Here is a 24,942-nt window from a genome sequence, read left to right as displayed (position 1 = left end):
GGGGCGGGCCCGGGTCGGTACGATCGCCCTCATGCGTGCGCTCCGGTATGGCGCCGCAGCCCCGCCTTCAGTCAGGAGAGACCGGTGTCAGACGTCCGTGTGATCATCCAACGCGATTCCGAGCGGGAAGAACGCGTGGTGACTACGGGCACTACGGCCGCCGAGCTCTTCGCCGGCGAGCGCTCGATCGTCGCCGCCCGCGTCGGCGGCGAGCTCAGGGACCTCGCGTACGAGCTCCGGGACGGTGAGACCGTCGAGGGCGTCGAGATCTCCTCCGAGGACGGCCTGAACATCCTGCGCCACTCCACCGCGCACGTCATGGCCCAGGCCGTGCAGGAACTGTTCCCCGAGGCCAAGCTCGGCATCGGGCCGCCCGTCAAGGACGGCTTCTACTACGACTTCGACGTCGAGAAGCCCTTCCACCCCGATGACCTCAAGGCCATCGAGAAGAAGATGCAGGAGATCCAGAAGCGCGGCCAGCGCTTCTCCCGCCGCGTGGTCACCGACGAGGCCGCCCGTGAGGAGCTCGCCGACGAGCCGTACAAGCTGGAGCTGATCGGCCTCAAGGGCTCCGCCTCCCACGACGACGGCGCGGACGTCGAGGTCGGCGCCGGCGAGCTGACGATCTACGACAACCTGGACGCCAAGACCGGCGAGCTGTGCTGGAAGGACCTCTGCCGCGGTCCCCACCTGCCCACCACAAGGAACATCCCGGCGTTCAAGCTCATGCGCAACGCCGCCGCCTACTGGCGCGGCAGCGAGAAGAACCCGATGCTCCAGCGCATCTACGGCACCGCATGGCCCTCCAAGGAGGAGCTGAAGGCGCACCTGGAGTTCCTCGCCGAGGCCGAGAAGCGCGACCACCGGAAGCTCGGCAGCGAGCTGGACCTGTTCTCCGTCCCGGAGCAGATCGGCTCCGGCCTCGCGGTCTTCCACCCCAAGGGCGGCATCATCCGCCGCGTCATGGAGGACTACTCGCGCCGCCGCCACGAGGAGGAGGGGTACGAGTTCGTCTACACCCCGCACGCGACGAAGGGGAAGCTCTTCGAGACCTCGGGCCACCTGGACTGGTACGCCGACGGCATGTACCCGCCCATGCAGCTCGACGAGGGCGTGGACTACTACCTCAAGCCCATGAACTGCCCGATGCACAACCTGATCTTCGACGCGCGTGGCCGCTCGTACCGCGAGCTGCCGCTGCGCCTGTTCGAGTTCGGCACCGTGTACCGGTACGAGAAGTCGGGCGTCGTGCACGGCCTGACCCGGGCCCGCGGCTTCACCCAGGACGACGCGCACATCTACTGCACCCGCGAGCAGATGTCGGAGGAGCTCGACAAGACGCTCACCTTCGTCCTCGGCCTGCTGCGCGACTACGGTCTGACCGACTTCTACCTGGAGCTGTCCACCAAGGACCCGGAGAAGTTCGTCGGCTCCGACGAGGCCTGGGAAGAGGCCACCGAAACGCTGCGCCAGGTCGCCGAGAAGCAGGGCCTGCCCCTCGTCCCCGACCCGGGCGGCGCCGCCTTCTACGGTCCGAAGATCTCCGTCCAGACCAAGGACGCCATCGGCCGCACCTGGCAGATGTCGACCATCCAGCTCGACTTCAACCTGCCGGAGCGCTTCGACCTGGAGTACACCGGCGCGGACGGCTCCAAGCAGCGCCCGGTCATGATCCACCGCGCGCTGTTCGGCTCCATCGAGCGGTTCTTCGCCGTCCTGCTGGAGCACTACGCGGGCGCCTTCCCGGCCTGGCTGGCCCCGGTCCAGGCGGTCGGCATCCCGATCGGCGACGCGCACGTCGAGTACCTGGAGAAGTTCGCCGCGGCCGCGAAGAGGCAGGGCCTGCGCGTCGAGGTGGACTCCTCCTCCGACCGCATGCAGAAGAAGATCAGGAACGCCCAGAAGCAGAAGGTGCCCTTCATGGTCATCGCGGGTGACGAGGACATGGCCAACGGCGCCGTCTCCTTCCGCTACCGCGACGGCTCGCAGGAGAACGGCATCCCCGTCGACGAGGCCATCGCGAAGATCGCGAAGGTCGTCGAGGAGCGGGCGCAGGTCTGACCGCACGGACCGCACGGCCCCCGGGAGCGATCCCGGGGGCTTTTTCCGCGGCCCCCCGGTGACGCCATATGCTGCACGCATGACGAGTGAGCCGGAGCAGCAGATCGGAGTGGGGACGCAGGACGCGTTCCAGCGCCTGTGGACGCCCCACCGGATGGCCTACATCCAGGGTGAGAACAAGCCGAGCGGCCCCGGCGCCGACGACGGCTGTCCCTTCTGCTCCATCCCGGCCAAGTCCGACGAGGACGGGCTCGTCGTCCGGCGCGGTGAGCACGTGTACGCGGTGCTCAACCTGTACCCCTACAACGGCGGCCACCTGATGACCGTCCCGTACCGGCACGTGGCCGACTACACCGAGCTGACCGACGCCGAGACGGCCGAGCTGGCACTGCTGACCAAGCAGGCGATGACGGCCCTGCGGACCGCCTCCGGCGCCCACGGGTTCAACATCGGCATGAACCAGGGCACGGTGGCCGGCGCGGGCATCGCCGCGCATCTGCACCAGCACATCGTGCCCCGCTGGGGCGGCGACACGAACTTCATGCCGGTCGTCGGCCACACGAAGGTGCTGCCGCAGCTGCTGGGGGACACGCGCACGATGCTGGCGAAGGCCTGGCCGGCCTAGCCGGAGCCTGGGCTCGGGCCGCACCCGCCGGCCCGTCCGGCGTTCGACGACCAGGCCGTTCGGGCCGAAGGGGGTCCGGGGGCGCGGCCCCCGGTGACGCCGCCCGCACGTCTCCGGCCCAGCGGCCGGAGGCCTACGCGTCGTAGACGTCGGCCTTCCGGGGCGAAGGATCCTGCACCGCCGTGCTGAGGAACGCCGACCGCGCCCCGAACTTCTCGGTGTCCACGCCGTTCTCCTCCAGGACCCGGATGGCGGCCGAGTGCACGACCCGCAGCACCGGCGTCGCCGCCCGCAGCGCGTCGTCGGCCATGAAGCGGTGCCGCCACGGCTGGTCCGCCCACGCGTGCCGCAGACCGAAGGGCTCCGGCAGACCGATCGTGCCGCCGAGCCAGTTCAGCAGGGGCGGGTACCACGTGAGCGGAGCGCGGACGGCGAGCCGTACCACCTCGTTGGCGGTGACCAGGGGGAGCATCACCTTGCGCGTCTCCCACGGCTTGAACGACTTGGCGACCTCCTTGGAGGGAGCCTCCGGCTTCGTCGTGAAGAGCGGGTTGACCGGACCCAGGGCGTGCCCGGTCACCTCGATGCGCAGCGTCGAGTGCAGCACGGTGACCGTGATCAGCATCGTGATCACCAACTGGCCGTCCCACAGCGTCCACTGGACGCCCAGGTAGTGCCGGTCACCGGCGCCGAACTGCTGCTTGTTGCAGATCTCCTGGATCGCGTGCGGCTTGACCTGGTACGCCTGGACGTCCGTGCCCTCGGGGCGGGAGACCGCCTTGGCGTTCTCCCCGATCGGCGTGACGACCCAGTGCCGTATGGACGGCTTGGTGAAGCCGCCGGTGTTCAGCGGGCCGCGCTCCAGCATGCGCAGCTGGTCGTGGATCGACCGTATGACGTCCCAGCTGCGGAACGGATGGATCTCCCGGGCCGGGTCGGCCGGCACCAGCTCCTCGGCGAGCTGCCAGCTGCCCCACCGGGTGCCCATGCCGAGGACGCCCTTGGGGCCGGCGTAGAAGACGGAGTTGGACTGCTGCTCGGCACCGAGCCTGGCCAGGGACTGGCGGAGCTGCTCGGCCGCCGTCTCGTTCGGGTTGCTGGGCACCGCCTCGGGCACCTTGGCGCCGATGCCGCTGCCGGACAGCAGGCCGTCCCAGCGCTCGCGCAGGTCCCTGGCCGTCCGCTCGCAGATCCGCTTGGCCCAGAACCAGCCGACGACGGGCATCACGACGGCCGCGCGCGCGTACCAGGCCCAGAAGCCGGAGAAGGGCATCTTGATCAGGAACAGCACGGCCAGCGCGGCGATCGCCAGGAGCACGGCGGTGCCCAGGGCCCCGGCCTGCTTGTTCTCCGCCTTGGCGACCGTGGTGCGGATCTGGAAACCGAGCAGCCAGACCAGCGCGCCCGGGAGGAACAGCAGGCCGCACAGCACGCTGACCATGGTCAGCCGGTTGTCCCGGGCCTTGCGGATGCCGTTGGCCGCCAGGCAGTGCTCCACCACCACCTGCGGCTCGGCCCCGAAGGACTGGATGAGCGGCTTGCGGTCGCCGCCGAGCATGCGGTCGGCCACCGCGCGGGAGAAGGCCTCGCCGAGATTGGGACGGAAGATCGTGGCCCAGGAGCGGCCCGTGTTGACGGTCGTCTGGTGCCACTCGTTGTCGGCCTTCTTGATCTCCTCCATCGGGTCGTCCCGGTAGGCGGCCGAGGCCAGCGCGAAGGTGGCCGTCTGCCCCCCGTCGTCCGTACGCGGAACCTGCGGTCCGAAGAAGTCCGCGTAACCGCCGTCAACGGTCATTCCCGCCCCCGATCGCCACCACTGTCGCTCCTGCGGCCTTCCCGACTTCCCTGCCCCGCACACCTGTTGATCAGGTCATCAGCGTATCCGCAGCCACCGGCATGCGTCACCGGACGGCCAAAGGCGCCCCCGCGCGCGCGGGTTGATGCCGAGATGCGCCGTCGTGCGCCGGGGCGGCGGGCCTCCGGCGCGGGGCGGCCCGCGCCGGTCCCGGCGCCGTCAGGAGGCCGCACGCACCTCCTCGCGCAGCCGTTCCGCGACCTGCGGCGGCATCGGTTCGTGCCGCGCGTACCGGCGGTCGAAGCGCGCGGTGCCGTGCGACAGGGAGCGCAGGTCCACCGCGTACCGGCCGATCTCGATCTCGGGGATCTCGGCCCGGATCAGGGTCTGCCCGCCGTTGGTCCGCTCGGTGCCGAGCACCCGGCCGCGCCGCCCCGACAGGTCGCTCATCACGGCGCCCACGTAGTCGTCGCCGACCAGGACACCCACCTCGGCCACCGGCTCCAGCAGATGGATCCGGGCGTCGGCCGCGGCCTCGCGCAGCGCCAGCGCGCCGGCCGTCTGGAAGGCGGCGTCGGAGGAGTCCACCGAGTGCGCCTTGCCGTCCAGCAGCGTGATCCGGACGTCGATCAGCGGATGCCCCGAGGCGACCCCCTTGGCCGCCTGCGCCCGCACGCCCTTCTCGACCGAGGGGATGAACTGCCGGGGCACCGCACCGCCGACCACCCTGTCCACGAACTCGATGCCCGAACCGCCCGGCAGCGGCTCCACCTCGATCTCGCAGATGGCGTACTGCCCGTGCCCGCCGGACTGCTTGACGTGCCGCCCGCGCCCGGTCGCCCTGCTCCCGAACGTCTCCCGCAGGGACACCTGGTGCGGCACGACGTCGACCTGGACGCCGTACCGGCTGCGCAGCCGCTCCAGGGCGACGTCCGCGTGGGCCTCGCCCAGGCACCACAGGACGACCTGGTGGGTGTCCTGGTTCTGCTCCAGCCGCATCGTCGGATCCTCGGCGACCAGCCGGGCGAGCCCCTGGGACAGCTTGTCCTCGTCGGGTTTGCTGTGCGCCTGGATGGCGAGCGGCAGCAGCGGGTCGGGCATCTCCCAGGGAGCCATCAGCAGCGGGTCGTCCTTGGCCGACAGGGTGTCCCCGGTCTCCGCGCGGGTCAGCTTCGCCACGCACGCCAGGTCGCCCGCGATCACGTGCGTGACCGGCCGCTGCTGTTTGCCGAACGGCGTCGACAGGGCGCCGATCCGCTCGTCGACGTCGTGGTCCTCGTGGCCGCGGTCGGCCAGTCCGTGCCCGGAGACGTGCACCGTCTGGTCGGCCCGCAGGGTGCCCGAGAAGACGCGGATCAGCGAGATCCGGCCGACGTACGGGTCGGAGGACGTCTTGACGACCTCCGCGACCAGCGACTCCCCGGGGTCGCACATCCGCAGCTCGCGCGGTGTGCCGTCGGGCGTGGTCACCCGGGGCGCCTCGCGTTCGAGCGGGGTCGGGAAGCCGCGGGTGATCAGCTCCAGCAGCTCGACCGTGCCCAGTCCCTGCCGCGCGCCCCCGGCGGCGGGGGCGGCGGCCAGGACGGGGAAGAACGCGCCGCGCGCGACGGCCCGCTCCAGGTCCTGGACCAGGGTGCCGACGTCGACCGGCTCGCCGCCGAGGTAGCGGTCCATCAGGGTCTCGTCCTCGCTCTCGGCGATGATCCCCTCGATGAGCAGGCTGCGGGCCTCCTCGATCACCGGCAGCTGGTCCCCGACCGGCTCGGACTCCTCGCGCACGCCGGAGGAGTAGTCGAACAGCCGCTGCGTCAGCAGCCCCATCAGCCCCGTCACGGGCGCGTGGCCGTCGGGCCCCTGCGGTCCGCGCAGGGGCAGGTACAACGGCAGCACGGCGTCGGGGTCGTCCCCGCCGAACGCCTCGGCGCAGATCCGCGTCATCTCCTCGAAGTCGGCCCGGGCCGCCTCCAGGTGCGTGACGACGATGGCGCGCGGCATGCCGACGGCCGCGCACTCGTCCCACACCATGCGGGTCGAGCCGTCCACCCCGTCGGAGGCCGAGACGACGAAGAGGGCCGCGTCCGCGGCGCGCAGACCGGCCCTGAGGTCACCGACGAAGTCGGCGTATCCGGGGGTGTCCAACAGATTGATCTTGATGCCGTCCCATTCCACCGGCACCAGGGAGAGCTGCACCGAGCGCTGCTGCCGGTGCTCGATCTCGTCGTAGTCCGAGACGCAGCCGCCGTCCTCCACGCGGCCGGCCCGGTTCACCGCTCCCGCGGTCAGCGCGAGGGCCTCCACCAGAGTCGTCTTGCCCGATCCGGAGTGGCCGACCAGCACCACATTCCGTACGGACGCGGGATGGTCGGCCGCCGTTGCCCTGCCGGCGGCCCCGGGGTGGGTATGTGCCTTGTCGCCCATGTCCTTGCCTCCCGTGCACGGTGAGGTCGTTGTGGGCGCGGACGCGCGGGACCGCGTGCACTGGCGGCTCCGGCGACGCCCGCGGTCCTTCGAGATTCCCACTCCCGTCACGCCGCGTCCATACGACGGACGGAGCCCGGCCCCGCCGGCGGCGGAGAACGGGTCCGGGTGCCCGTCCGCCGCGCATGCGCGCGCGTGACTACGATGGGCCAGCCGGTGGCCAGCAAGGGCCGCGCGGCCACACCGACCGTCGGGAAGGCCATGCTGAACAAGTACGCGCGTGCATTTTTTACGCGTGTCCTCACACCGTTCGCCGCGTTTCTCATCCGCAGGGGCGTCAGCCCGGACACGGTCACGCTGATCGGCACCGCCGGGGTGGTCGCGGGTGCGCTGGTCTTCTACCCCATGGGCGAGTTCTTCTGGGGCACGGTCGTGATCACGCTGTTCGTGTTCTCCGACCTCGTCGACGGCAACATGGCACGCCAGCTCGGCCGTTCCAGCCGCTGGGGCGCCTTCCTGGACTCCACCCTGGACCGGGTCGCCGACGGCGCGATCTTCGGCGGCTTCGCCCTCTGGTACGCGGGCGGCGGCGACGACAACGTGCTGTGCGCCGTGTCGATCTTCTGCCTGGCCAGCGGCCAGGTGGTGTCGTACACCAAGGCGCGCGGCGAGTCGATCGGTCTGCCGGTCGCCGTCAACGGGCTGGTCGAGCGCGCCGAGCGTCTCGTGATCTCGCTGGTCGCGGCCGGTTTCGCGGGACTGCACAAGTTCGGCGTGCCCGGCGTCCAGTACCTGCTGCCGATCGCCCTGTGGATCGTCGCCGTCGGCAGCCTCGTCACGCTGGTCCAGCGCGTCGTCACGGTCCGCCGCGAGTCCGCGGAGGCGGAGGCCGCCGCCCAGGAGAACCAGGGCACCGAGGCGGCGAAGTGAGCGCTCGCGAGCGGCTGTCCGACGCCCTGTACGGCGCAGGCTGGAGCACCGTCAAGAAGCTCCCCGAGCCGGTCGCGGTGCGCCTCGGCCGCACCGTCGCGGACCTCGCCTGGAAGCGGCGCGGTACGGGCGTACGGCGGCTCGAGGGCAACTACGCACGCGTGGTGCCCGACGCGACCCCGGAGCGGCTCGCCGAACTCTCGCGCGCGGGCATGCGCTCGTACCTGCGGTACTGGATGGAGTCCTTCCGGCTGCCCGCCTGGAGCGCCGAGCGCGTCAGGGAGGGCTTCGACCCGAAGGACCTGCACCACCTGACCGAGGGCATGGACGCCGGCAAGGGCGTGATAATCGCCCTGCCGCACCTGGCCAACTGGGACCTCGCCGGCGCCTGGGTCACCACCCGGCTGGGCATCCCGTTCACGACCGTCGCCGAGCGCCTCAAGCCGGAGACGCTCTACGACCGCTTCGTCGCCTACCGGGAGGGCCTCGGCATGGAGGTCCTGCCGCACAGCGGCGGAACGGCCTTCGGCACGCTCGCCCGGCGGCTGCGCGACGGCGGCCTGGTCTGCCTGGTCGCCGACCGCGACCTGTCCGCCTCCGGCGTGGAGGTCGGCTTCTTCGGCGAGACGGCCCGCATGCCGGCCGGTCCCGCCCTGCTCGCCCAGCAGACCGGCGCGCGGCTGCTGCCGGTGACGCTCTGGTACGACGACTCGCCGGTCATGCGGGGCCGGGTCCACGCGCCGGTCCCCGTGCCCGAGTCGGGTACCCGGCGCGAGAAGACGTCCGTCATGACCCAGGCGCTGGCCGACGCCTTCGCCACGGGGATCGCCGACCACCCGGAGGACTGGCACATGCTGCAGCGGCTGTGGCTGAGGGACCTGGACCCGGCCAAGGCACCCGCCCCCGGCGAGCGGGACGCCTCGTGAGGATCGGCATCGTCTGCCCGTACTCCTGGGACGTGCCGGGCGGCGTCCAGTTCCACATCCGCGACCTCGCCGAGTACTTCATCCGCCTCGGCCACGAGGTGTCCGTCCTCGCGCCCGCCGACGACGACACCCCGCTGCCCCCGTACGTCGTCTCGGCCGGGCGCGCGGTGCCGGTGCCGTACAACGGCTCGGTGGCCCGCCTGAACTTCGGCTTCCTGTCGGCGGCCCGGGTCCGGCGCTGGCTGCACGAGGGCGCCTTCGACGTCATCCACATCCACGAGCCGACCTCGCCGTCGTTGGGCCTGCTGACCTGCTGGGCGGCGCAGGGCCCGATCGTGGCCACCTTCCACACCTCCAACCCGCGCTCGCGGGCGATGATCGCCGCCTACGCGATCCTCCAGGCCGCCCTGGAGAAGATCAGCGCCCGGATCGCGGTGAGCGAGTACGCCCGCCGCACACTCGTCGAGCACCTGGGCGGGGACGCGGTCGTGATCCCCAACGGCGTCGACGTCGGTTTCTTCGCCGGGGCGGAGCCGAAGCCCGAGTGGCAGGGCGGCACGATCGGCTTCATCGGGCGCATCGACGAGCCCCGCAAGGGCCTGCCGGTGCTGATGCGGGCCCTGCCCAAGATCCTCGCGGCACGTCCGGAGACCCGGCTGCTGGTCGCCGGACGCGGCGACGAGAAGGAGGCCGTGGCGTCCCTGCCCGCCGGGCTGCGCTCCCGGGTGGAGTTCCTCGGCATGGTCGGCGACGAGGACAAGGCGCGTCTCCTGCGCAGCGTGGACCTGTACGTGGCGCCCAACACCGGCGGCGAGAGCTTCGGCATCGTCCTCGTCGAGGCCATGTCGGGGGGCGCCCCCGTGCTCGCCTCCGACCTGGACGCCTTCGCCCAGGTCCTCGACCAGGGGGCGGCCGGCGAGCTGTTCGCCAACGAGGACGCCGACGCGCTGGCCGACGCGGCGGTACGGCTGCTGGCCGACCCGGAGCGCCGGGCCGGGCTGCGGGAGCGGGGCAGCGCGCACGTACGGCGCTTCGACTGGTCGACGGTCGGCGCGGACATCCTTTCCGTCTACGAGACGGTGACGGCCGGAGCGGCCGCGGTGGCGGCGGACGAAAGGGCGACGGGCCTGCGCGCGCGGTTCGGCCTGGCGGCGAAGGACTGAGGTCCGGGACCGGACGGTCCGGGAGCCGGAGCCGGTCGTTCACCCAGCCCGGCGTGTGAGGACGAGGCCCGTCCGGGCCGGAGGGCGTTCCGGGGGCGCAGCCCCCGGTGACGCCCGGCACCAGGCACCCGCCCGGCCCGGCGGAGCGCTCCCGTAGGGTTGCCGCCCGTGACTGCAACCCTCATCTGGATCCTGGCCGTCCTCGTCGCGATCGGCCTGTATCTGAGCTGGACGGCGGGCCGGCTGGACCGCCTGCACGCCCGCATCGACGCCGCCCGTGCCGCGCTCGACGCACAGCTGCTGCGCCGGGCCTCCGTGGCCCAGGAACTGGCCACCTCGGGCGTGCTCGACCCGGCCGCCTCGATCGTCCTGTACGAGGCCGCGCACGCCGCCCGGCAGTCGGAGGAGGAACAGCGCGAGGTCGCCGAGAGCGAGCTGAGCCAGGCCCTGCGGGTGGTGTTCGAGGACGTCCGGCAGGTGGAGGCCGTGCGCGAGGCACCCGGGGGAGAGGAGGCCGCCCGCGAACTGACCGAGGCGGTCCGCCGGGTGCCGATGGCCCGGCGCTTCCACAACGACGCCGTGGGCGCCGCCCGCCGCCTGCGCGAACACCGCAAGGTGCGCTGGTTCCGGCTGGCCGGACACGCCCCCTTCCCGCTGGCCTTCGAGATGGACGACGAGCCGCCGGCGGCGCTGGTGGACCGGGCCGCCTAGGGCCCCGTCGTCCGGTTCACGCCGGCGTCGCGGGGCCGCACGGTCTCCCTCAGCCGGCCCGCTCCGGACGACGGACCCGGGCCCGCGCCCCGGCCCTTCGCCGCAAAAGGATCCACCGACTGTCCATTGGCCCTTGCTGTGGCCTGGTCCATTCGCGTTACCTCAGTGCTGCAGAAACACCCCCTTTTCCCTTCAGCGAGGTACCCGTGTCCAGCACGCTCTCCGAAAACCAGGCCCCCGAGACCGGCACCGCCCGTGTGAAGCGCGGCATGGCCGAGCAGCTCAAGGGCGGCGTGATCATGGACGTCGTCACGCCGGAGCAGGCGAAGATCGCCGAGGACGCGGGCGCCGTCGCCGTCATGGCCCTGGAGCGCGTCCCGGCCGACATCCGCAAGGACGGCGGTGTGGCCCGCATGTCCGACCCGGACATGATCGAGGGCATCATCGACGCCGTCTCCATCCCGGTGATGGCCAAGTCCCGCATCGGCCACTTCGTCGAGGCCCAGGTCCTGCAGTCCCTCGGCGTCGACTACATCGACGAGTCCGAGGTCCTCACCCCGGCCGACGAGGTCAACCACAGCGACAAGTTCGCCTTCACGACGCCGTTCGTCTGTGGTGCCACCAACCTCGGCGAGGCCCTGCGCCGCATCGCCGAGGGCGCGGCCATGATCCGCTCCAAGGGCGAGGCCGGCACCGGCAACGTCGTCGAGGCCGTCCGCCACCTGCGCCAGATCAAGAACGAGATCGCCCGCCTGCGCGGCTACGACAACAACGAGCTGTACGCCGCCGCCAAGGAGCTGCGCGCCCCGTACGAGCTGGTCCGCGAGGTCGCCGAGCTGGGCAAGCTCCCGGTCGTCCTGTTCTCCGCCGGCGGTGTGGCCACCCCCGCCGACGCCGCGCTGATGCGCCAGCTCGGCGCCGAGGGTGTCTTCGTCGGCTCCGGCATCTTCAAGTCCGGCGACCCGGCCAAGCGCGCCGCCGCCATCGTGAAGGCGACCACCTTCTACGACGACCCGAAGATCATCGCGGACGCGTCCCGCAACCTCGGCGAGGCCATGGTCGGCATCAACTGCGACACCCTCCCCGAGACCGAGCGCTACGCCAACCGCGGCTGGTAGGGCACAGGACCCATGAGTGACACCCCCGTCATCGGAGTCCTGGCCCTCCAGGGCGACGTACGGGAGCACCTCGTCGCCCTGGCCGCGGCCGATGCCGTGGCCAGGCCGGTCAGGCGCCCCGAGGAACTCGCCGAGGTCGACGGCCTCGTGCTGCCCGGCGGCGAGTCCACCACCATCTCCAAACTGGCCGTCCTCTTCGGCGTGATGGAGCCGCTGCGCGCACGCGTCCGCGCGGGCCTGCCCGTCTACGGCACCTGCGCCGGCATGATCCTGCTGGCCGACAAGATCCTCGACCCCCGCTCCGGGCAGGAGACGGTCGGCGGCATCGACATGATCGTGCGCCGCAACGCCTTCGGACGGCAGAACGAGTCCTTCGAGGCGGCCGTCGACATCGCGGGCGTCGGGGGCGATCCCGTCGAGGGCGTCTTCATCCGCGCCCCCTGGGTCGAGTCCGTGGGCGCCGCGGCCGAGGTGCTCGCCGAGCACGAGGGCCACATCGTCGCGGTCCGCCAGGGCAACGCGCTGGCCACGTCGTTCCACCCGGAACTGACCGGAGACCACCGCGTCCACCGCCTCTTCGCCGACATGGTGCGCGCGAACCGGGCGGCGGAGTCCTTGTAGGATTCCTGCGTTCGTTGCAGAGATGGGTTACGCGAAGGAGACAGGCAGATGTCCGGCCACTCTAAATGGGCTACGACGAAGCACAAGAAGGCCGTGATCGACGCCAAGCGCGGCAAGCTCTTCGCGAAGCTGATCAAGAACATCGAGGTCGCGGCGCGCATGGGCGGCGTCGACATCGAGGGCAACCCGACGCTGTACGACGCCATCCAGAAGGCGAAGAAGCAGTCGGTCCCGAACAAGAACATCGACTCCGCGGTCAAGCGCGGCGGCGGCCTGGAGGCCGGTGGCGCCGACTACGAGACGATCATGTACGAGGGCTACGGCCCGAACGGTGTCGCGGTGCTCATCGAGTGCCTCACCGACAACCGCAACCGCGCCGCCTCCGACGTCCGCGTCGCCATGACCCGCAACGGCGGCTCCATGGCCGACCCGGGATCGGTGTCGTACCTGTTCAACCGCAAGGGCGTCGTCATCGTCCCCAAGGGCGAGCTGGGCGAGGACGACGTGCTCGGCGCCGTCCTGGACGCGGGCGCCGAGGAGGTCAACGACCTCGGCGAGACCTTCGAGGTCATCAGCGAGGCCACCGACCTGGTCGCGGTCCGCACCGCCCTCCAGGACGCCGGCATCGACTACGAGTCCGCCGACGCCAACTTCGTCCCGACCATGCAGGTCGAGCTGGACGAGGACGGTGCCCGGAAGATCTTCAAGCTGATCGACGCCCTCGAGGACAGCGACGACGTGCAGAACGTCTTCGCCAACTTCGACGTCAGCGACGAGGTCATGGAGAAGGTCGACGCGTAGCGTCCGCACACGCGACGGCGGTCCGGCGGGCCGGAGGGACACGTCCCCCGGCCCGCCGCCGTTGTCGGTGGCACCCGATAGCCTGCACAAACAGGTGATCGACGGGAGGGCGTGGGCGTGCGTGTACTGGGGGTGGACCCGGGGCTGACCCGCTGCGGCGTCGGTGTCGTCGAGGGCGTCGCGGGCAGGCCGCTGACCATGATCGGCGTCGGCGTCGTCCGCACCTCCGCCGACGCCGACCTCGGCCACCGCCTCGTCGCCGTCGAGCAGGGCATCGAGCGGTGGCTGGACGAGCACCGGCCGGAGTTCGTCGCCGTGGAGCGCGTCTTCAGCCAGCACAACGTCCGCACCGTGATGGGCACCGCCCAGGCCAGCGCCGTCGCCATCCTGTGCGCCTCCCGTCGCGGCATCCCCGTCGCCCTGCACACCCCCAGCGAGGTCAAGGCCGCCGTCACCGGCAGCGGACGCGCCGACAAGGCCCAGGTGGGCGCCATGGTCACCCGCCTGCTGCGGCTGGCCGCGCCCCCGAAGCCCGCCGACGCCGCCGACGCGCTCGCCCTCGCCATCTGCCACATCTGGCGCGCCCCCGCGCAGTACCGGCTCCAGCAGGCCGCCGCCCAGCACGCCTCCCGCACCCTCCGGGCGCCGGGAGGCCCGCGCACCCCGAAAGCCCCGCACGCACCGAAAGGCCACACGGCATGATCGCCTTCGTCAGCGGCACGGTCGCCGCCCTCGCCCCCGACACCGCGGTGGTCGAGGTCGGCGGTGTCGGCATGGCCGTCCAGTGCACGCCGAACACGCTCTCCGCCCTCCGCGTCGGCAAGCCCGCCAAGCTCGCCACCTCCCTCGTCGTCCGCGAGGACTCACTGACGCTGTACGGCTTCGCCGACGACGACGAACGCCAGGTCTTCGAGCTGCTCCAGACCGCCAGCGGCGTCGGCCCCCGCCTGGCGCAGGCCATGCTCGCCGTGCACAGCCCCGACGCCCTGCGCAGAGCCGTCTCCACCGGGGACGAGAAGGCCCTGACCGCCGTCCCGGGCATCGGCAGGAAGGGCGCCCAGAAGCTCCTGCTGGAACTGAAGGACCGCCTCGGCGAACCGGTCGGTGCCCCCGCCGTCGGCGCCCCGGCCGGCCCCGGCTGGCGCGACCAGCTGCACGCCGCCCTGATCGGCCTCGGGTACGCGACCCGGGAGGCCGACGAGGCCGTGTCCGCCGTGGCCCCCCAGGCGGAGGCCGCCGCGGGCACGCCCCAGGTGGGGCAGCTGCTCAAGGCCGCCCTGCAGACACTGAACCGCGCCCGATAGTCCGTAGCGAGAGCCGAGGCACACCTCATGAACCGGGACGACACGACCGACACCGAGGCCGCGGGCGAACGCCTGGTGGACTCGGTCGCCGACGGCGAGGACCAGGCCGTGGAGGCGGCCCTGCGCCCCAAGGACCTGGGCGAGTTCATCGGCCAGGAGAAGGTCCGCGAACAGCTCGACCTCGTGCTGCGCGCCGCACGCGCGCGCGGGGCCACCGCCGACCACGTCCTGCTCTCCGGCGCCCCCGGCCTCGGCAAGACCACCCTCTCCATGATCATCGCGGCCGAGATGGGCGCCCCGATCCGCATCACCTCCGGCCCCGCCATCCAGCACGCCGGAGACCTCGCCGCGATCCTCTCCTCCCTCCAGGAGGGCGAGGTCCTCTTCCTGGACGAGATCCACCGCATGTCCCGGCCCGCCGAGGAGATGCTCTACATGGCGATGGAGGACTTCCGCGTCGACGTCATCGTCGGCAAGGGCCCGGGCGCCACCGCCATCCCGCTCGAACTGCCCCCGTTCACCCTGGTCGGCGCCACCACGCGGGCGGGACTGCTGCCGCCCCCGCTGCGCGACCGCTTCGGCTTCACCGCGCACATGGAGTTCTACGGACCGGCCGAGCTGGAACGGGTCGTCCACCGCTCCGCCGGCCTGCTCGACGTCGGCATCGACACCGCCGGCGCCGCCGAGATCGCCGGCCGCTCCCGCGGCACCCCCCGCATCGCCAACCGCCTGCTGCGCCGCGTCCGCGACTACGCCCAGGTCAAGGCCGACGGTCTGATCACCCAGGAGATCGCCGCGGCCGCCCTCGCGGTCTACGAGGTGGACGCCCGGGGCCTGGACCGCCTCGACCGGGCCGTGCTGGAGGCACTGCTCAAGCTGTTCGGTGGCGGCCCGGTCGGCCTCTCCACGCTCGCCGTCGCCGTGGGGGAGGAGCGTGAGACAGTGGAAGAGGTCGCCGAACCCTTCCTCGTGCGGGAGGGCCTGCTGGCCCGCACCCCGCGCGGACGGGTCGCGACCCCGGCGGCATGGGCGCACCTCGGCCTCACCCCGCCGCGTGCGCAGCAGTCCGGAAAGGGACAACAGGACCTGTTCGGGGCGTGACACCCCCGTCGCGACCACGACATTCGCCGGAGCAGGAACCCCGGTGCCATGCTGAGCGTTGTTCCATGCGCGCGGACTCGCTTAGACTCCGCCGATGCCGCCCCTGCCGGTGGCGCACACACCCCCAACCATCAGGCCGCTCATCTTCGCGGTCGTGTGAAGGAAGTACCGACCCGTGAGTCTCGTGACCCTCCTCCCGTTCATCGTGCTCATCGGGGCCATGTTCCTGATGACCCGGTCGGCGAAGAAGAAGCAGCAGCAGGCCGCCGACATGCGGAACCAGATGCAGCCCGGTTCCGGTGTCCGCACCATCGGGGGCATGTACGCCACGGTCAAGGAGGTCAGCGAGGACACGGTCCTCCTCGACGCCGGTCCGGGCGTCGAGCTGCTCTTCGCCAAGAACTCCATCGGTGCCGTCCTCACCGACGACGAGTACAACCGCATCGTGCACGGCATCGAGCACGACCTGAAGTCCGACGCCGACGTCGTTCCGGACGACGCCTCCTCCCTCACCGGGACCGACGCCCCGGCCGCCGCCGACGCCGACGACAAGTCCGTCGACCTCGGCAAGAAGGACGCGGCCGACGAGCCGACGGTCGACGCCGCGCCCGCCGAGGCGAAGGCGGACGAGCAGCCGAAGAAGTCCGACGGCGGTTCCGAGGCGAAGTAGCCGCGCCCCGGGGTGCGCGGACCGTGCACCCCGCGCGTCGCGCGGATCCCCACACCATGTGATGGCCGCCGGTTCGCCGTCCCGGCGTGACGCGGCTCGAGAGGGAGTACGAACAGGTGGTAGCACCTAAAAAGGGAAAGACCGCGAGCGCTCAGAGCAAGCCCGGGCGCTCGCTGGCCCTGATCGTGATCGTCATCGCGGCGCTCACGGGAGGCATGTTCGCCTCCGGACACACGACTCCGCGTCTCGGGATCGACCTGGCCGGCGGCACGAGCATCACCCTCAGGGCGGTCTCGGAACCCGGCCAGGAATCCGCGATCAACAAGACGAACATGGACACCGCCGTTGACATCATGAACAACCGTGTCAACGGTCTGGGTGTCTCCGAGGCCGAGGTTCAGACCCAGGGCGACCGCAACATCATCGTCAACATCCCCAAGGGTACGAACTCCAAGGAAGCACGGGCGCAGGTCGGCACCACCGCCAAGCTCTACTTCCGCCCGGTCCTCGCCACCGAACTCTCCGGTGCCGCCGCCACGGACAGCCCCTCGCCGAGCGCCTCCGGTGCCTCGGACAAGGCGACCGACAAGGCCACCGACAAGGCGACCGACAAGGCCACCGACGGAGAGAAGGCGAGCTCGTCGCCGTCCGGCTCCGCCTCGGCCAGTGCCACCACCCAGGGCCGCGCGGTCACCGACGCCCTGAAGGCCGACCCCAGCCCGTCCGCCTCCGGCAAGGCCACCGGTGACGCCTCCCCGTCCCCGAGCGCCAGCGCCTCCGGCGACGACGCCACCGCCAAGCTCCAGGCCCAGTACGCGGCTCTGGACTGCACGAAGAAGGCGGACCGCGCCAAGGCCGGCAACGGCGCCAAGCCCGGCGACTCGACGTTGGCCTGCGGCCAGAACTCGCAGGGCCAGTGGCAGAAGTACGTCCTCGGCCCCGCCGCGGTCGACGGCACCGACGTGGACGAGGCCAAGGCGGTCTTCAACACGCAGACCGCCGCCGGCTGGACCGTCACCATGAAGTTCACGAACTCCGGCTCCAAGAAGTTCGCGGACATCACCGGCAAGCTGGCCCAGAACCAGTCCCCGCAGAACCAGTTCGCCATCGTCCTGGACAACGAGGTCGTCTCCGACCCCTACGTCAGCCAGGCACTGACCGGCGGCAACGCGGAGATCTCCGGCAGCTTCGACCAGGAGGAGGCCCAGAGCCTCGCCAACATGCTGTCCTACGGTGCCCTGCCGCTGAGCTTCAAGGAGGACAGCGTCACCACCGTCACCGCCGCGCTCGGCGGTGAGCAGCTGAAGGCCGGTCTGATCGCCGGCGCGATCGGCCTCGCGCTGGTCGTCCTCTACCTGCTGCTGTACTACCGCGGTCTGTCGTTCATCGCCGTGGCCTCGCTGCTGGTGTCCGCGGGCCTGACGTACGTGATCATGGCGCTGCTCGGCCCGACCATCGGCTTCGCGCTGAACCTGCCGGCCGTCTGCGGCGCCATCGTCGCCATCGGCATCACGGCGGACTCGTTCATCGTGTACTTCGAACGCGTCCGTGACGAGATCCGCGAGGGACGCTCGCTGCGTCCCGCGGTCGAGCGCGGCTGGCCGCGCGCCCGGCGCACCATCCTGGTCTCCGACTTCGTGTCGTTCCTCGCCGCGGCGGTGCTCTTCATCGTCACCGTCGGCAAGGTCCAGGGCTTCGCGTTCACCCTGGGTCTGACCACCCTGCTCGACGTGGTGGTGGTGTTCCTCTTCACCAAGCCGCTGCTCACGCTGATGGCCCGCCGCAAGTTCTTCGCGAGCGGCCACAAGTGGTCCGGCCTCGATCCGAAGAGCCTGGGTGCCAAGCCGCCGCTCCGCCGCACCCGCCGTCCGTCCGCCGGCCCTGTCGACCCGAAGGAGGCGTGAGAGATGTCGAAGCTCGGCAAGCTCGGCGCCCGGCTGCACCATGGCGAGGTCGGCTACGACTTCATCAAGAACCGCAAGATCTGGTACGGCATCTCCATCCTGATCACCATCACGGCGATCGTCGGCCTGGCGGTGCGCGGCCTGCACATGGGCATCGAGTTCCAGGGCGGTGCGGTCTTCACCACCCCCAAGAACATGAGCGCCTCGGTGTCCCAGGCTGAGACGTACGCGGAGGAGGCGTCCGGCCACGACGCGATCGTCCAGAAGCTCGGCGACGGCAGCCTGCGCATCCAGATCGCGGGCATCGACACCGGCAAGTCGGACCAGATCAAGGACGACCTCTCCAAGGACCTGAAGGTCGACTCGGAGAAGATCAACGCCGACCTGGTCGGCCCCAGCTGGGGCGACCAGATCGCCAACAAGGCCTGGCAGGGCCTTGCGATCTTCATGGTCCTGGTCGTGATCTACCTGGCGATCGCGTTCGAGTGGCGCATGGCGCTCGCCGCGTTCGTCGCGCTGATCCACGACATCACGATCACCACCGGCATCTACGCCCTCGTCGGCTTCGAGGTCACGCCGGGCACGGTGATCGGTCTGCTCACGATCCTCGGTTACTCGCTCTACGACACGGTCGTCGTCTTCGACAGCCTCAAGGAGCAGACGAAGGACATCACCAAGCAGTCCCGCTGGACCTACAGCGAGATCGCCAACCGCTCGATCAACAGCACCCTGGTCCGCTCCATCAACACCACGGTGGTCGCGCTGCTCCCGGTGGGCGGCCTGCTGTTCATCGGCGGCGGTGTCCTCGGCGCCGGCATGCTCAACGACATCTCGCTGTCGCTGTTCGTGGGCCTCGCGGCCGGTGCGTACTCCTCGATCTTCATCGCCACGCCGCTGGTCGCCGATCTCAAGGAGGCCGAGCCGCAGATGAAGTCCCTCAGGAAGCGCGTCCTCGCCAAGCGCGCCCAGGGCGGGGCCACGGGGGAGCCGGCGGAGGAAGCCGTCACCGACGGGCCGTACGCCGACGACGAGCCGGAGGACGCCGCGCCCGCGGTGGTCGGTCCCCGCAACCAGCCCGCGTCCCGCAACCGGGGCCGCGGCCGACCCTCGGGGAAGCGCCGATGACCGGGCTCGCAGACGTCCCGGCGCTGCTGCTCAGCCGCATCAGGGACGTGCCCGACTACCCGGAGCCGGGCGTGATGTTCAAGGACATCACCCCGCTCCTGGCGGACCCGGCGGCGTTCACCGCGCTCACCGACGCCCTCGCCGAGGTCGCCGCGCGCACCGGCGCCACCAAGGTCGTCGGGCTGGAGGCCCGGGGCTTCATCCTCGGCGCCCCGGTCGCCCTGCGCTCGGGCCTCGGCTTCGTCCCCGTGCGCAAGGCGGGCAAGCTCCCGGGAGCCACCCTCGGCCAGTCCTACGACCTGGAGTACGGGTCGGCCGAGATCGAGGTGCACGCCGAGGACCTGGCCGCCGACGACCGCGTACTGATCGTCGACGACGTCCTCGCCACCGGAGGCACCGCCGAGGCCTCCGTCCAGCTCATCCGCCGGGCCGGCGCGCAGGTAGCGGGCCTGGCCGTGCTGATGGAGCTGGGCTTCCTCGACGGGCGTGCCCGACTGGAGCCCGCTCTGGCCGGCGCCCCGCTGGAAGCGCTGCTCACCGTCTGACGCGGCCCGTGCCGCGGGGGGAGGCGGGCGCCGGAGGAATCCGGCGCCCGCCTCCGGCGTTTCTCCTGTCGACGGCCGTCACCCGGCCTGAAGGCGCTCCTGGGACGCGGGATCGCTACCATGGGGTTTCCGGAGCCTGACCGGGGGACCCGGATCGCGCACGAGGAGTCCTCTTGCCAGACGAGGCCCAGCCACTGACCGCCGCAAAGCCCGAGTCCGCCTCGGCGCCCGCGGCGAAGCCCGCGCCGAGCGCGCCCCAGGCGAAGAACGACACGCGGGGGCCGATCCAGCACGCCGCGTCCGCGCCGGTCGACAAGCCCGCCGAGCAGCAGCCGCGCCCCAAGCCGCTGCCGCCCGAGCGTCCCCGGAACGCGCCGGTGGTGCGCACGCCCGCCGGGCAGCCCGCCCGCACCGGCTCCTCCAACCGCGTCCGCGCCCGCCTGGCCCGCCTCGGTGTGCAGCGCGCGAACCCGTACAACCCGGTTCTGGAGCCGCTGCTGCGGATAGTGCGCGGCAACGACCCCAAGATCGAGACGGCGACGCTGCGCCAGATCGAGCGCGCCTACCAGGTGGCCGAGCGCTGGCACCGTGGCCAGAAGCGCAAGAGCGGCGACCCGTACATCACGCATCCGCTCGCCGTCACCACGATCCTCGCCGAGCTCGGCATGGATCCGGCCACGCTGATGGCCGGGCTGCTGCACGACACGGTCGAGGACACCGAGTACGGCCTGGAGGACCTGCGCCGCGACTTCGGCGACGTCGTCGCCCTGCTCGTCGACGGCGTCACCAAGCTCGACAAGGTCAAGTTCGGCGAGGCCGCGCAGGCCGAGACCGTGCGCAAGATGGTCGTCGCGATGGCCAAGGACCCCCGCGTCCTGGTGATCAAGCTCGCCGACCGACTGCACAACATGCGCACCATGCGCTACCTCAAGCGCGAGAAGCAGGAGAAGAAGGCGCGCGAGACCCTGGAGATCTACGCGCCGCTCGCCCACCGCCTGGGCATGAACACCATCAAGTGGGAACTCGAGGACCTCGCCTTCGCGATCCTCTACCCCAAGATGTACGACGAGATCGTCCGGCTGGTCGCCGAGCGCGCCCCCAAGCGCGACGAGTACCTCGCCGTCGTCACCGACGAGGTGCAGCAGGACCTGCGCGCGGCCCGCATCAAGGCGACGGTCACCGGCCGCCCCAAGCACTACTACAGCGTCTACCAGAAGATGATCGTCCGCGGCCGTGACTTCGCGGAGATCTACGACCTGGTGGGCATCCGCGTCCTCGTGGACACCGTCCGCGACTGCTACGCGGCGCTGGGCACGGTCCACGCCCGCTGGAACCCGGTTCCGGGGCGGTTCAAGGACTACATCGCGATGCCCAAGTTCAACATGTACCAGTCGCTGCACACGACGGTCATCGGGCCCAACGGCAAGCCCGTCGAGCTGCAGATCCGCACCTTCGACATGCACCGCCGCGCCGAGTACGGCATCGCCGCGCACTGGAAGTACAAGCAGGAGGCCGTCGCCGGGGCCTCCAAGGTCCGCACCGACGTGCCGAAGTCGGCCGGCAAGGACAAGGACGCCATCAACGACATGGCGTGGCTGCGGCAGCTGCTGGACTGGCAGAAGGAGACCGAGGACCCCGGCGAGTTCCTGGAGTCCCTGCGCTTCGACCTCTCCCGCAACGAGGTCTTCGTCTTCACGCCCAAGGGCGACGTCATAGCGCTCCCGGCCGGGGCGACGCCGGTGGACTTCGCCTACGCCGTCCACACCGAGGTCGGACACCGCACCATAGGGGCCCGGGTCAACGGCCGCCTCGTCCCGCTGGAGTCCACCCTGGACAACGGCGACCTGGTGGAGGTCTTCACCTCCAAGGCGGCCGGCGCCGGCCCGTCCCGGGACTGGCTCGGCTTCGTGAAGTCGCCGCGCGCCCGCAACAAGATCCGCGCGTGGTTCTCCAAGGAGCGCCGCGACGAGGCGATCGAGCAGGGCAAGGATGCCATCGTCCGCGCCATGCGCAAGCAGAACCTGCCGATCCAGCGCATCCTGACCGGCGACTCCCTGGTCACGCTGGCGCACGAGATGCGCTACTCGGACATCTCCGCGCTGTACGCGGCGATCGGCGAGGGCCATGTCTCCGCGCAGAACATCGTGCAGAAGCTGGTGCAGGCGCTCGGCGGCGAGGAGGCCGCCACCGAGGAGATCGACGAGTCGGTGCCGCCGTCGCGCGGCCGCGGCCGCAAGCGCCGCACCAACGCCGACCCGGGCGTCGTCGTCAAGGGTGTCGAGGACGTGTGGGTCAAGCTGGCCCGCTGCTGCACGCCCGTCCCCGGCGACCCGATCATCGGCTTCGTCACCCGCGGCAGCGGCGTATCGGTCCACCGCAGCGACTGCGTGAACGTGGACTCGCTGTCCCGTGAGCCCGAGCGCATCCTCGACGTCGAGTGGGCGCCCACCCAGTCCTCGGTCTTCCTGGTCGCCATCCAGGTCGAGGCCCTGGACCGCTCCCGGCTGCTGTCGGACGTCACACGCGTGCTGTCCGACCAGCACGTCAACATCCTCTCCGCGGCCGTGCAGACCTCCCGCGACCGCGTCGCCACCTCGCGCTTCACCTTCGAGATGGGCGACCCGAAGCACCTCGGGCACGTCCTGAAGGCCGTGCGGGGCGTCGAGGGCGTGTACGACGTCTACCGGGTGACGTCGGCCCGCAGGCCGTCGTAGCGGCCCGCACGGGCGGATACGAGAAGGGCTCCCGTACGCGGTGTACGGGAGCCCTTCTCGTGTGTGCCCGTGCGGATCTCAGCCGCCGAACTCCTGCAGACCCTTCAGGGCCTGGTCCAGCAGCGCCTGCCGGCCGTCCAGCTCCCGCTGGAGCTTGTCGGCCTTCGCGTCGTTGCCCTGGGCGCGCGCCTGCTCGATCTGGGAACGCAGCTTGTCCATGGCGGCCTGGAGCTGGCCGGTCAGACCCTCGGCACGCGCGCGTGCCTCCGGGTTGGTCCGGCGCCACTCCGACTCCTCGGCCTCCTGGATCGCGCGCTCCACGGCGTGCATCCGGCCCTCGACCTTCGGCCGGGCGTCGCGCGGCACGTGGCCGATGGCCTCCCAGCGCTCGTTGACGGAGCGGAACGCGGCACGGGCCGCCTTGAGGTCCGTGACCGGCAGGATCCTCTCGGCCTCCTCGGCGAGCTCCTCCTTGAGCTTGAGGTTGTCCGCCTGCTCCGCGTCCCGTTCGGCGAAGACCGAGCCGCGGGCGGCGAAGAAGACGTCCTGGGCGCCGCGGAAGCGGTTCCACAGGTCGTCCTCGTGCTCGCGCTGCGCGCGGCCCGCGGCCTTCCACTCGGACATCAGGTCGCGGTACCGCGCGGCCGTCGGGCCCCAGTCCGTCGAGTTCGAGAGCGCCTCGGCCTCCGCGACCAGGCGTTCCTTGGTCTGGCGGGCCTCCTCGCGCTGCGCGTCCAGCTGCGCGAAGTGCTGCTTGCGCCGCTTGGAGAACGCCGAGCGCGCATGCGAGAAGCGGTGCCACAGCTCGTCGTCGGACTTGCGGTCCAGGCGCGGCAGACCCTTCCAGGTGTCCACCAGCGACCGCAGCCGCTCGCCGGCCGCCCGCCACTGGTCGGACTGCGCCAGCTCCTCGGCCTCCGCGACCAGCGCCTCCTTGGCGCCCCGCGCCTCGTCGGACTGCTTGGCCCGCTGTGCCTTGCGTTCCTCGCGACGCTTGCCCACCAGCTCGACCAGCTTGTCCAGCCGGGCTCGCAGCGCCTCCAGGTCACCGACCGCGTGGTGCGCGTCGACCTGCTCGCGCAGGTGCTCGACGGCGGCCAGGGCGTCCTTCGACGACAGGTCGGTGGTCTTCACACGCTTCTCGAGGAGGCCGATCTCGACAACCAGGCCCTCGTACTTGCGTTCGAAATAGGCCAGCGCTTCCTCGGGGGAGCCTGCCTGCCAGGAACCGACGACCTTCTCGCCGTCGGCCGTACGCACGTACACGGTCCCCGTCTCGTCGACGCGGCCCCACGGGTCGCTGCTCACAGCGCCTCCTCCACATGATGCCTGCGGAGGGCTTTGCTACCCCCGGGCATCGTCCACAGTTTCGTCACGGCCAACATAGGCGACCGGCGGGGGGCCTGTCCGCATCCCGCGCGACCGAAATTCCGCAGTTGGGGCTCAGGATTTCGCGACCGTCGCCTTGTTGATCACGACCGTCGCGTTGGGCGCGGTGTTCCCGGTCGTCGGGTCCATGGCCTGGGCCCCGGCGTCCGCGATCTTCTTGAGCACCTTCATCCCGGCCTCGGACACCGTGCCGAACGGCGTGTAGTCCGGCGGCAGCTGGCTGTCCTGGTAGACCAGGAAGAACTGGCTGCCGCCCGTGTTGCGCCCCTGCTGCGTCTGCGCGTTGTACTGGTTGGCCATCGCCACCGTGCCCGCCGGGTACACGTTGCCCTCGAGGACCTTGTCCTTCAGGTTCTCGTCGGGAAGCGTGTAGCCGGGACCGCCCGCCCCGGTGCCCTGCGGGTCGCCGCACTGGAGCACGAAGATGCCCTGGTCGGTCAGCCGGTGGCACTTCGTGTGGTCGAAGTAGCCCTTGCCCGCGAGGAAGTCGAACGAGTTGACCGTGTGCGGCGCCGCCGACGCCTTCAGCGCGATGTCTATCTCGCCGCAGGTCGTCGCCAGTTTCATCGTGTACTCCGCCGACTTGTCGACGGTCATCGCAGGTTCCTTCTTCCAGGTCTGCGTCTTGACCTTGCCCTCGGCGGGCTTGTCGCACGGGTCCGGCGCCTTGCTGGTCGCGGCGGCGCTCGGGGTGGCCTCCGCGCTCGCGTTCGTCTTCTTGTCGTCGTCGTCCCCCAGGACCACGCCGGTCGTGTACAGCGCGACGCTGCCGATCAGGATGACGCCGAGCACCGAGGCGATCGCCGCGTTGCGCATGCGCGCCTTGCGTCGGGCGGAGGTACGTCGCTGCTGCTGCCGCAAGAACTTCTCCCGGGCGAGCTGACGCCGCCGCTGCTCCTGGCTGACCACCGGGTTCTCTCCTCATGCGTCGTGTGTGCCGACCGGTACGCGTGCGCGTGACGAACCGACCGCGTGCGTGTAGCCCCGTACCGTATATGGGTTCGCTGAGGAAACGGCACCG

Annotated in this window: 21 protein-coding genes; 17 read left to right on the top strand and 4 right to left on the bottom strand. The window is 71.1% G+C overall.

Translation table 11 applies throughout. The features are described from left to right. Positions 1-84 precede the first annotated feature (84 nt). Both thrS and AC0VYN_RS24260 read left to right on the top strand, forming a co-directional pair. Positions 85-2,061, top strand: coding sequence for a threonine--tRNA ligase (thrS, locus tag AC0VYN_RS24265; protein ID WP_386922120.1), 1,977 nt, complete (start codon positions 85-87; stop codon positions 2,059-2,061). A 79-nt stretch (positions 2,062-2,140) separates the two neighbouring features. Further along, positions 2,141-2,686: an HIT family protein gene (locus tag AC0VYN_RS24260; RefSeq protein ID WP_385469494.1), complete on the top strand. Its 546-nt coding sequence runs from the start codon at positions 2,141-2,143 to the stop codon at positions 2,684-2,686. 133 nt (positions 2,687-2,819) lie between these two features. Here AC0VYN_RS24260 and AC0VYN_RS24255 read toward each other — a convergent pair whose 3' ends face one another. Together AC0VYN_RS24255 and AC0VYN_RS24250 are read right to left on the bottom strand one after the other, a co-directional pair. Next, positions 2,820-4,481: a hypothetical protein gene (locus AC0VYN_RS24255; RefSeq protein ID WP_475532682.1), complete on the bottom strand. Its 1,662-nt coding sequence runs from the start codon at positions 4,479-4,481 to the stop codon at positions 2,820-2,822. Positions 4,482-4,700: 219 nt separating this feature from the next. After that, positions 4,701-6,899 carry an elongation factor G-like protein EF-G2 gene (locus tag AC0VYN_RS24250; protein ID WP_475532681.1) on the bottom strand — a complete coding sequence of 733 codons (2,199 nt, stop codon included), beginning with the start codon at positions 6,897-6,899 and terminating at the stop codon, positions 4,701-4,703. 204 nt (positions 6,900-7,103) lie between these two features. Here AC0VYN_RS24250 and pgsA point away from each other — a divergent pair, with 204 nt between their 5' ends. From pgsA to relA, 15 genes are all read left to right on the top strand, one after another. Then, positions 7,104-7,829 carry a phosphatidylinositol phosphate synthase gene (gene pgsA, locus AC0VYN_RS24245; RefSeq protein WP_475536973.1) on the top strand — a complete coding sequence of 242 codons (726 nt, stop codon included), beginning with the start codon at positions 7,104-7,106 and terminating at the stop codon, positions 7,827-7,829. Next, the gene (locus AC0VYN_RS24240) at positions 7,826-8,755 is read left to right on the top strand and encodes a phosphatidylinositol mannoside acyltransferase (protein WP_475532680.1); all 930 of its coding nucleotides are present in this window, start codon (positions 7,826-7,828) and stop codon (positions 8,753-8,755) included. Before pgsA ends, AC0VYN_RS24240 begins: the two co-directional genes overlap by 4 nt. After that, positions 8,752-9,918 carry a glycosyltransferase family 4 protein gene (locus AC0VYN_RS24235; protein ID WP_475532679.1) on the top strand — a complete coding sequence of 389 codons (1,167 nt, stop codon included), beginning with the start codon at positions 8,752-8,754 and terminating at the stop codon, positions 9,916-9,918. Before AC0VYN_RS24240 ends, AC0VYN_RS24235 begins: the two co-directional genes overlap by 4 nt. Before the next feature lie 168 nt (positions 9,919-10,086). Next, positions 10,087-10,629 (top strand): LemA family protein, encoded by a 543-nt coding sequence (locus tag AC0VYN_RS24230; RefSeq protein ID WP_385469484.1) that lies wholly within the window; start codon positions 10,087-10,089, stop codon positions 10,627-10,629. Positions 10,630-10,835: 206 nt separating this feature from the next. Then, complete coding sequence (gene pdxS / locus AC0VYN_RS24225; RefSeq protein WP_350719183.1) at positions 10,836-11,747, top strand: pyridoxal 5'-phosphate synthase lyase subunit PdxS; 912 nt, start codon at positions 10,836-10,838, stop codon at positions 11,745-11,747. A 12-nt stretch (positions 11,748-11,759) separates the two neighbouring features. Continuing rightward, positions 11,760-12,368 carry a pyridoxal 5'-phosphate synthase glutaminase subunit PdxT gene (gene pdxT / locus AC0VYN_RS24220; RefSeq protein ID WP_386922128.1) on the top strand — a complete coding sequence of 203 codons (609 nt, stop codon included), beginning with the start codon at positions 11,760-11,762 and terminating at the stop codon, positions 12,366-12,368. Positions 12,369-12,416: 48 nt separating this feature from the next. Then, positions 12,417-13,169 (top strand): YebC/PmpR family DNA-binding transcriptional regulator, encoded by a 753-nt coding sequence (locus tag AC0VYN_RS24215; RefSeq protein WP_386922130.1) that lies wholly within the window; start codon positions 12,417-12,419, stop codon positions 13,167-13,169. A 117-nt stretch (positions 13,170-13,286) separates the two neighbouring features. After that, on the top strand, positions 13,287-13,871 hold the full coding sequence (ruvC, locus tag AC0VYN_RS24210; RefSeq protein ID WP_475532678.1) for a crossover junction endodeoxyribonuclease RuvC: 585 nt from the start codon (positions 13,287-13,289) through the stop codon (positions 13,869-13,871). Continuing rightward, positions 13,868-14,473, top strand: a complete 606-nt coding sequence (ruvA, locus tag AC0VYN_RS24205; RefSeq protein WP_475532677.1) for a Holliday junction branch migration protein RuvA — start codon at positions 13,868-13,870, stop codon at positions 14,471-14,473. The genes ruvC and ruvA overlap by 4 nt, the downstream gene beginning before the upstream one ends. Positions 14,474-14,500: 27 nt before the next feature. Next, positions 14,501-15,574 (top strand): Holliday junction branch migration DNA helicase RuvB, encoded by a 1,074-nt coding sequence (gene ruvB, locus AC0VYN_RS24200; protein WP_475532676.1) that lies wholly within the window; start codon positions 14,501-14,503, stop codon positions 15,572-15,574. 175 nt (positions 15,575-15,749) lie between these two features. Continuing rightward, entirely contained in the window at positions 15,750-16,244 is a 495-nt protein-coding gene (yajC, locus tag AC0VYN_RS24195; protein ID WP_451687081.1) for a preprotein translocase subunit YajC, read from the top strand. 116 nt (positions 16,245-16,360) lie between these two features. Further along, complete coding sequence (secD, locus tag AC0VYN_RS24190) at positions 16,361-18,148, top strand: protein translocase subunit SecD (protein ID WP_385472920.1); 1,788 nt, start codon at positions 16,361-16,363, stop codon at positions 18,146-18,148. Between the two features lie 3 nt (positions 18,149-18,151). After that, on the top strand, positions 18,152-19,273 hold the full coding sequence (gene secF / locus AC0VYN_RS24185) for a protein translocase subunit SecF (protein WP_475532675.1): 1,122 nt from the start codon (positions 18,152-18,154) through the stop codon (positions 19,271-19,273). After that, complete coding sequence (locus tag AC0VYN_RS24180) at positions 19,270-19,818, top strand: adenine phosphoribosyltransferase (RefSeq protein WP_385472917.1); 549 nt, start codon at positions 19,270-19,272, stop codon at positions 19,816-19,818. Before secF ends, AC0VYN_RS24180 begins: the two co-directional genes overlap by 4 nt. A 173-nt stretch (positions 19,819-19,991) precedes the next feature. Continuing rightward, the gene (gene relA, locus AC0VYN_RS24175; protein ID WP_475532674.1) at positions 19,992-22,532 is read left to right on the top strand and encodes a GTP pyrophosphokinase; all 2,541 of its coding nucleotides are present in this window, start codon (positions 19,992-19,994) and stop codon (positions 22,530-22,532) included. Positions 22,533-22,610: 78 nt separating this feature from the next. Here relA and AC0VYN_RS24170 read toward each other — a convergent pair whose 3' ends face one another. After that, positions 22,611-23,840, bottom strand: a complete 1,230-nt coding sequence (locus AC0VYN_RS24170; protein WP_475532673.1) for a DUF349 domain-containing protein — start codon at positions 23,838-23,840, stop codon at positions 22,611-22,613. A gap of 135 nt (positions 23,841-23,975) precedes the next feature. Next, positions 23,976-24,830 (bottom strand): peptidylprolyl isomerase, encoded by an 855-nt coding sequence (locus tag AC0VYN_RS24165; protein ID WP_385472217.1) that lies wholly within the window; start codon positions 24,828-24,830, stop codon positions 23,976-23,978. Positions 24,831-24,942: the final 112 nt, after the last annotated feature.

The organism is Streptomyces sp. 63XJN7_1_ISO-PGPR-S23-121, assembly GCF_056173025.1.
Note: the sequence above shows the minus strand (reverse complement) of the source record. Positions and strands in the feature narration are given on the sequence as shown.